At 70.3% G+C, this 6,374-nt stretch carries 7 protein-coding genes and 1 pseudogene; 7 read left to right on the plus strand and 1 reads right to left on the minus strand.

Annotated elements, in window-relative coordinates; translation table 11 throughout:
• The 7 genes from ACE3Q3_RS13745 to ACE3Q3_RS13775 all read left to right on the plus strand — a co-directional run.
• On the plus strand, positions 1-387 hold a 387-nt coding region (locus tag ACE3Q3_RS13745), incomplete at its 5' end, for a carbohydrate ABC transporter permease (RefSeq protein ID WP_374446937.1).
• Positions 388-422: 35 nt separating this feature from the next.
• Positions 423-1,517, plus strand: coding sequence for an ABC transporter ATP-binding protein (locus tag ACE3Q3_RS13750; protein WP_374446939.1), 1,095 nt, complete (start codon positions 423-425; stop codon positions 1,515-1,517).
• Positions 1,518-1,569: 52 nt separating this feature from the next.
• Positions 1,570-2,490, plus strand: coding sequence for an SAM-dependent methyltransferase (locus tag ACE3Q3_RS13755; RefSeq protein WP_374446941.1), 921 nt, complete (start codon positions 1,570-1,572; stop codon positions 2,488-2,490).
• Positions 2,491-2,498: 8 nt separating this feature from the next.
• Entirely contained in the window at positions 2,499-3,275 is a 777-nt protein-coding gene (recO, locus tag ACE3Q3_RS13760) for a DNA repair protein RecO (RefSeq protein WP_374446942.1), read from the plus strand.
• Positions 3,272-5,485 carry a DNA topoisomerase IV subunit A gene (gene parC / locus ACE3Q3_RS13765; protein WP_374446944.1) on the plus strand — a complete coding sequence of 738 codons (2,214 nt, stop codon included), beginning with the start codon at positions 3,272-3,274 and terminating at the stop codon, positions 5,483-5,485. The genes recO and parC overlap by 4 nt, the downstream gene beginning before the upstream one ends.
• A gap of 79 nt (positions 5,486-5,564) precedes the next feature.
• A complete protein-coding gene (locus tag ACE3Q3_RS13770; protein WP_374446946.1) occupies positions 5,565-5,876 on the plus strand; it encodes a nucleotidyltransferase family protein in 312 nt (103 codons plus the stop codon).
• Entirely contained in the window at positions 5,866-6,219 is a 354-nt protein-coding gene (locus ACE3Q3_RS13775) for a DUF86 domain-containing protein (protein ID WP_374446947.1), read from the plus strand. The genes ACE3Q3_RS13770 and ACE3Q3_RS13775 overlap by 11 nt, the downstream gene beginning before the upstream one ends.
• Positions 6,220-6,225: 6 nt before the next feature.
• Here ACE3Q3_RS13775 and ACE3Q3_RS13780 read toward each other — a convergent pair.
• Positions 6,226-6,374, minus strand: a pseudogene (locus ACE3Q3_RS13780) (hypothetical protein); the annotation flags it as partial.

Below are 6,374 nucleotides of genomic sequence, written 5' to 3' on the forward strand. Positions count from 1 at the left end.
GTGCCCTTCTGCACCTGGATCATGATCGGCTACTTCGCCTCGATCCCGAAGGAACTCGACGAGGCGGCGATCATCGACGGGGCGAGCTATATCCAGACCCTGACCAAGATCTTCATCCCGGTGGCCCTGCCCGGCATCATCGCGGCGACGATCTTCGCCTTCACGGTGTCCTGGGCGCAGTTCCTCTACCCGCTCGCGTTCACGACCTCGACCGACCAGCTGGTGCTGCCGGTCGGCATCATCACCACCCTGATCAAGGGTGACGTGTTCAACTGGGGCCAGATCATGACCGGGGCCTTGCTCGGAGCGGCGCCACCCCTGATCATCTACGCGTTCCTCATGGACTACTACATCGCCGGCCTGACGGCGGGCGCCACCAAGGGCTGAGACCAGCCACGGGAACAGGAGAGGGGAGAGGCTGCATGGCCCAGGTTACGTTGCGCAAGGTGGTCAAGAAGTACGACGACACGCTGGCGGTGCGCGGCATCGATCTCGACATCGCGGACAAGGAGTTCGTGGTGCTGGTCGGGCCGTCCGGCTGCGGCAAGTCCACGACGCTGCGGATGATCGCCGGCCTGGAGGAGATCACCGACGGCGACATCGCGATCGGCGGCACCGTCGTCAACGACGTGCCGCCGAAGGACCGGGACATCGCCATGGTGTTCCAGAACTACGCGCTCTATCCGCACATGACGGTCTACGAGAACATGTCCTTCGGCCTCCGCCTGAAGAAGGTGGCGAAGGAGGAGATCAAGCAGCGGGTCGAGAATGCCGCCCGCATCCTCGACATCACCGAGCTCCTGGCACGCAAGCCCAAGCAGCTTTCGGGCGGCCAGCGCCAGCGCGTGGCGATGGGCCGTGCCATCGTCCGCGACCCGAAGGTCTTCCTCTTCGACGAGCCGCTCTCGAACCTCGATGCCAAGCTGCGCGTGCAGATGCGCACCGAGATCAAGAAGGTGCACCAGAAGGTCCGCACCACCACCGTCTACGTCACCCACGACCAGGTCGAGGCGATGACGCTGGCCGACCGCGTCGTCGTCATGAACGGCGGCCGGATCGAGCAGGTGGGGGCGCCGAACGACCTCTACCACGCGCCGGCCACCAAGTTCGTCGCCGGCTTCATCGGCTCGCCGTCGATGAACTTCATTCCCTGCCGACTCGAGGAGGCCTCCGGGGCCCTCGTCGCCCGCATGGGCGAGGTCTCCCTGCCGCTGCCGGAGTCGCGAACGGCGCGCTACAAGCCCTATGTCGGCAAGGACATGCTGTTCGGCCTCCGGCCCGAGCACATGACCGAGCGGCGGCCCTACGGCAACGGGCAGCCGCAGGACTTCTCGGTGACCGTCGACGTGGTCGAGCCGATGGGCATGGAGACGCTGCTCTACTTCCGCATCAACGGCACCGAGGTCGCGGCGCGCGTCGAGCCGACCTCGGCGGTGGCGGCGGGCGAGGTGATGCCGCTTGCGGCCGACCTCGCGCACATGCATCTGATCGACCCGACGACGGACAAGGTCGTCTGACGCGGGGATCGGCTCCGCGCGGACGCCGACAGGGGCCGTCGGCGATCCCGCGGTGACCGACGCCACACCTTTCGGACAGACCATCTACGTTCCGGCCGACGGCTTCCTCCCCCAGCTCCTGACCGAGCTGGGGGAGGGGACGTCGCTGCTGGGCGACCTCGTCGCCGCCCCCGGCCCGGCCCGGCCCGCCGCCTGGGCGCGCAACGTCTGGCACGATCCCGTGCTGCATCCGATCGCCTCGATCGGCGACGCCGCCCGCCGGCTCCGCGCCGTCCAGCGCAACTGGCACCTCCATGCCATCGGCCATTTCCGCCGCGCCGAACTGATCCGCGCGAAGCTGCCGCCGGTGGCGGCCCGTCCGCTCGTCTTCCCCGACCTGCCGCCGTCGGCGCCGCTCGGGAGCTGGACCCTCCTCGATCCCGGGACGATGCTCGCGGCAGGGCGCTGTTCGAGCCCGGTGCCGGATGGCGAGTGGTGCTTCGTCGAGGATCGCGAGGCGCCGCCCAGCCGGGCCTATCTCAAGCTGTGGGAGGCGCTGACCCGCCTCGGCACCCGTCCCGTGCCGGGCGAGCGTTGCGTCGACCTCGGCGCCAGCCCCGGCGGCTGGACCTGGGTGATCCAGCGGCTCGGCGCCCGGGTGACGGCGGTCGACAAGGCGCCGCTGGCGCCGTCCGTCGCGGCCCTGCCCGGCGTCGATTGGCTCGGCGCCAGCGCCTTCTCGCTCGATCCCGCGGCCTTCGGCCCGGTCGACTGGCTCTTCTCGGACGTCATCTGCTATCCGGCGCGCCTCCTCGCCCTGGTGCGGCGGTGGATGGCCGCCGGCGCGGCGCGCAACTTCGTCTGCACCATCAAGTTCCAGGGCGAGACCGACCACGAGACCGCGGCCGCCTTCGCGGCGATCCCGGGATCGCGGCTGATGCACCTGACCCAGAACAAGCACGAGCTGACCTGGGCCCTGGTCGAGGCGGGCTGACGGCGGCCATGGAATGGGCCGAGGACGCCTTCGTCCTGGTGGCGCGCCGGCACGGCGAGGCGGATGCCGTCGCCTCCGTGCTGACCCGCGGCCACGGCCGCTGGTCCGGGCTCGTCCATGGCGGCGCCGGCCGGCGGGCCGGCCCGGTCTTCCAGCCGGGCAACCGCATCGCCGCCCGCTGGCGCGCCCGGCTCGACGACCAGCTCGGCACGCTGACGGGCGAACTCGTCCTCGGCCACGCCGCCCGGCTGCTCGCCGACCCCGACCGGCTGGCGGCGCTGGTCGCCGCCGCCGCCGTCGCCGACGCCGCCCTGCCCGAGCGCGAGCCGCACCCGCACGCCTTCGACGGGATGGCCGACCTGCTGACCCGCCTCGACGCCGACGCCGGCTGGGCCGCCGCCTATGTCCGCTGGGAGGTCGACCTGCTGGCCGAACTCGGCTTCGGACTCGATCTCGCGCGCTGCGCCGTGACGGGAACGACGGAGGGGCTGCGCTGGGTGTCGCCGCGCACCGGCCGCGCCGTGTCGGAGGCGGCGGGACGACCCTATGCCGACCGGCTGCTGCCGCTGCCGGCCTTCCTGCGCGGGCCGGGGGCGGCGGTGCCGGCTGACGTGCTGGACGGCCTCCGCCTCACCGGCCATTTCCTCGACGGGCACGTCTTCGCGGCCCTCGGTCGCGGCGGCGCGCCGGCGGCGCGCGGCCGCCTCGTTGACCGGATCGTCCGGCTGGCTACTATGGGCGGCGGCGGTGCGCCGTCGAAACCACCAGATATTCGAGAGCCATGACGGACACTTCCGAGATCCGCGACGTCGCATTGGCCGATGCGCTGGGCGAGCGCTACCTCTCCTATGCGCTCTCGACCATCATGGCGCGCTCGCTGCCCGACGTCCGCGACGGGCTGAAGCCGGTGCATCGCCGGCTCCTGTTCGCGATGCGCCAGCTTCGCCTCGACCCGGCGACCAGCCCCAAGAAGTCGGCCCGCGTCGTCGGCGACGTCATCGGCAAGTTCCATCCGCACGGCGACCAGTCCGTCTACGACGCGCTGGTGCGCCTCGCCCAGGACTTCGCCGCGCGCTATCCGCTGGTCGACGGACAGGGCAATTTCGGCAACATCGACGGCGATGGCGCGGCGGCCATGCGCTACACCGAGGCGCGCCTGACCGAGGTCGCCCAGGCCCTGCTCGCCGGCATCGACGAGGACGCGGTCGACTTCCGGCCGACCTACGACGGCGAAGGCGAGGAGCCGGTGGTGCTGCCGGCGCGCTTTCCCAACCTGCTCGCCAACGGCTCGGCCGGCATCGCGGTCGGCATGGCGACCAGCATCCCGCCACACAATGTCGGCGAGCTCTGCGGCGCGCTCCTCGCCATGCTGGAGGAGACCAAGGTCGCCCCCGTCGACCTGCTCGACCATGTGAAGGGGCCGGACTTCCCGACCGGCGGCGTCCTTGTCGAGGGGCCGGACGCGATCCGCACCGCCTACGAGACGGGCCGCGGCAGCTTCCGGGTGCGGGCCCGCTGGACGGCCGAGAAGCTGTCGCACGGGCTCTACCAGATCGTCGTCACCGAGATTCCCTACCAGGTGGCGAAGTCGCGCCTGGTCGAGCGCATCGCGACCCTGCTGTCGGAGAAGAAGCTGCCGCTGCTGGCCGACGTGCGCGACGAATCGACCGAGGACATCCGCCTCGTGCTGGAGCCGAAGAGCCGCACCGTCGATGCCGCGGTGCTGATGGAATCGCTCTTCCGCGCGACCGAACTGGAGGCGCGCATCGGCCTCAACATGAACGTGCTCGACGCCCAGGGCGTGCCGCGGGTGATGAGCCTGAAGGAGGCGCTCCAGGCCTTCCTCGACCATCGCCACGAGGTCCTGGTCCGGCGCAGCCGGCACCGCCTGGCGGAGGTCGCGCGGCGGCTGGAAGTGCTCGACGGCTACCTCGTCGCCTTCCTCAACATCGACGAGGTGATCCGCATCATCCGCGAGGAGGACGACCCGAAGGCCGAGATGATCCGGCGCTGGGCGCTGACGGAAATCCAGGTCGAGGCCATCCTCAACATGCGGCTGCGCGCACTGCGGCGGCTGGAGGAGATCGAGATCCGGCGCGAGCGCGACAAGCTGGCGACGGAGCAGTCGGGTCTCCAGGGGCTGCTGGAGAGCGAGCGCAAGCGCTGGCGGGCGATCGGCCGCGAGATCAAGGAGATCCAGGAGAGCTTCGGCGGCGACACGCCGCTCGGCCGCCGCCGCACCGCGATCGAGAGCGCGCCGCTCGTCGCCGAGGTCCCGCCCGAGGCGATGGTCGAGCGCGAGCCGATCACCATCCTGCTGTCGGAGAAGGGCTGGGTGCGGGCCGTCCGCGGCCATGTCGATTCCGACGCCGACCTGAAGCACAAGGACGGCGACCGCGGCCGCTTCCTCGTCCAGGCCGAGACGACCGACCGCATCCTCCTCTTCGCCACCAACGGCCGCTTCTACACGCTGGCCGCGGACAAGCTGCCGCGCGGCCGCGGCTTCGGCGAGCCGATCCGCCTGATGATCGACCTGCCGAACGATCACGACGTGGTGACGATGTTCCCGCACCGGCCGGGCCGCACCCTGCTGGTGGCGGCGAGCGACGGCCGCGGCTTCCTGGTCGAAGAGAACGAGATGCTGGCCCAGACCCGTGCCGGCCGCCAGGTGCTGAACGTTTCGGGCGCGGTCGAGGCCAGGATCTGCGTCCCGGCGGCGGGCGACCATGTCGCCGTCGTCGGCGACAACCGGCGGCTCCTGGTCTTCAAGCTGGAGGAGGTGCCGACGCTGGCCCGCGGCCGCGGCGTCATCCTGCAGAAGTACAAGGACGGCGGCCTCGCCGACGTCAAGGTCTTCGCCCGTGCCGACGGCCTGACGTGGAAGATCGGCGAGCGCACCCGCACCGAGACCGACCTCGAACCCTGGCTCGGCGCCCGCGCCACCGCCGGCCGCCTGCCCCCCAACGGCTTCCCGAAAAACCAGAAGTTCGGGTGAGCGTACAAGCGCAGCCGTGTCCTGCAGTCTGCGCGCTGGCGACGTGGCGGGCAGACGCCCGTTCGAGTAGGCTGCGCCCATGGACGGGACGCTGATCGAGGCCGACCCGGCGGTGATCGCCGAATTGTGCCGACGCTTTCATGTGCGCCGGCTCGACCTGTTCGGTTCCGCAGCGCGGCGCGTCGACTTCGATCCCGAACGCTCCGATATCGACCTGCTCGTGGACTACGAGCCCGGTCATACGCCCGGACTGAACGAATATTTCGACCTGCGCGATGCCCTTCAGAGGGTCTACGGCCGGAAGGTCGATCTCGTCATGACCTCGGCCATACGCAACCCCTACGTCCGGTCGAGCATCGAGCGGCACCGGCGGCGCCTCTATGCTGCGTGATCCGCGCGCGCTGCTCTGGGACGTGGCCGATGCGGCGGGTGCCATCGCAGACTTTGTCGAGGGGCGCAACCTGTCCGACTATCTTGCCGATCGGATGATTCGCTCGGCGGTCGAGCGTCAGAGCATCATCGTTGGTGAAGCGCTCAATCGATTGAGCAAGATCGATCCCGTTCTTGCCGGACGGATACCGGAGCTCCCTCGCGTCGTGGCCTTCCGCAATCTGCTCGCGCATGGCTATGCCGATGTCGATCACGAGTCCGTCTGGCGAACCGTGACCGAATATCGTCCTGGCCTTACGCGGCGGGTGGAGGCGCTACGGTTGGAACTGGATGCCCAGTCCTAGCATCGCTCAATCGGCGGCGTCGGCCGACAGGAGCAGCGGGTCGGGGATGGCGGGGGCAGGGGCCATCGTCGTCCAGCCGCCGGGGCCGAGCGCCTCCAGCGGCTGGAAGCGGGTCTTGTAGGCCATCTTGCGGCTGTCGGCGATCCAGTAGCCGA

Source organism: Allostella sp., assembly GCF_041913585.1.
In the GTDB taxonomy this organism is placed as follows: Bacteria; Pseudomonadota; Alphaproteobacteria; order ATCC43930; family Allostellaceae; genus Allostella.

Excerpts from the sequence above, each read along its gene's own strand:
- ACE3Q3_RS13750 (WP_374446939.1), top strand. The coding sequence starts at position 423 with ATGGCCCAGGTTACGTTGCGCAAGGTGGTCAAGAAGTACGACGACACG.
- recO (WP_374446942.1), top strand. The coding sequence starts at position 2,499 with ATGGAATGGGCCGAGGACGCCTTCGTCCTGGTGGCGCGCCGGCACGGC.
- parC (WP_374446944.1), top strand. The coding sequence starts at position 3,272 with ATGACGGACACTTCCGAGATCCGCGACGTCGCATTGGCCGATGCGCTG.
- ACE3Q3_RS13770 (WP_374446946.1), top strand. The coding sequence starts at position 5,565 with ATGGACGGGACGCTGATCGAGGCCGACCCGGCGGTGATCGCCGAATTG.
- ACE3Q3_RS13775 (WP_374446947.1), top strand. The coding sequence starts at position 5,866 with ATGCTGCGTGATCCGCGCGCGCTGCTCTGGGACGTGGCCGATGCGGCG.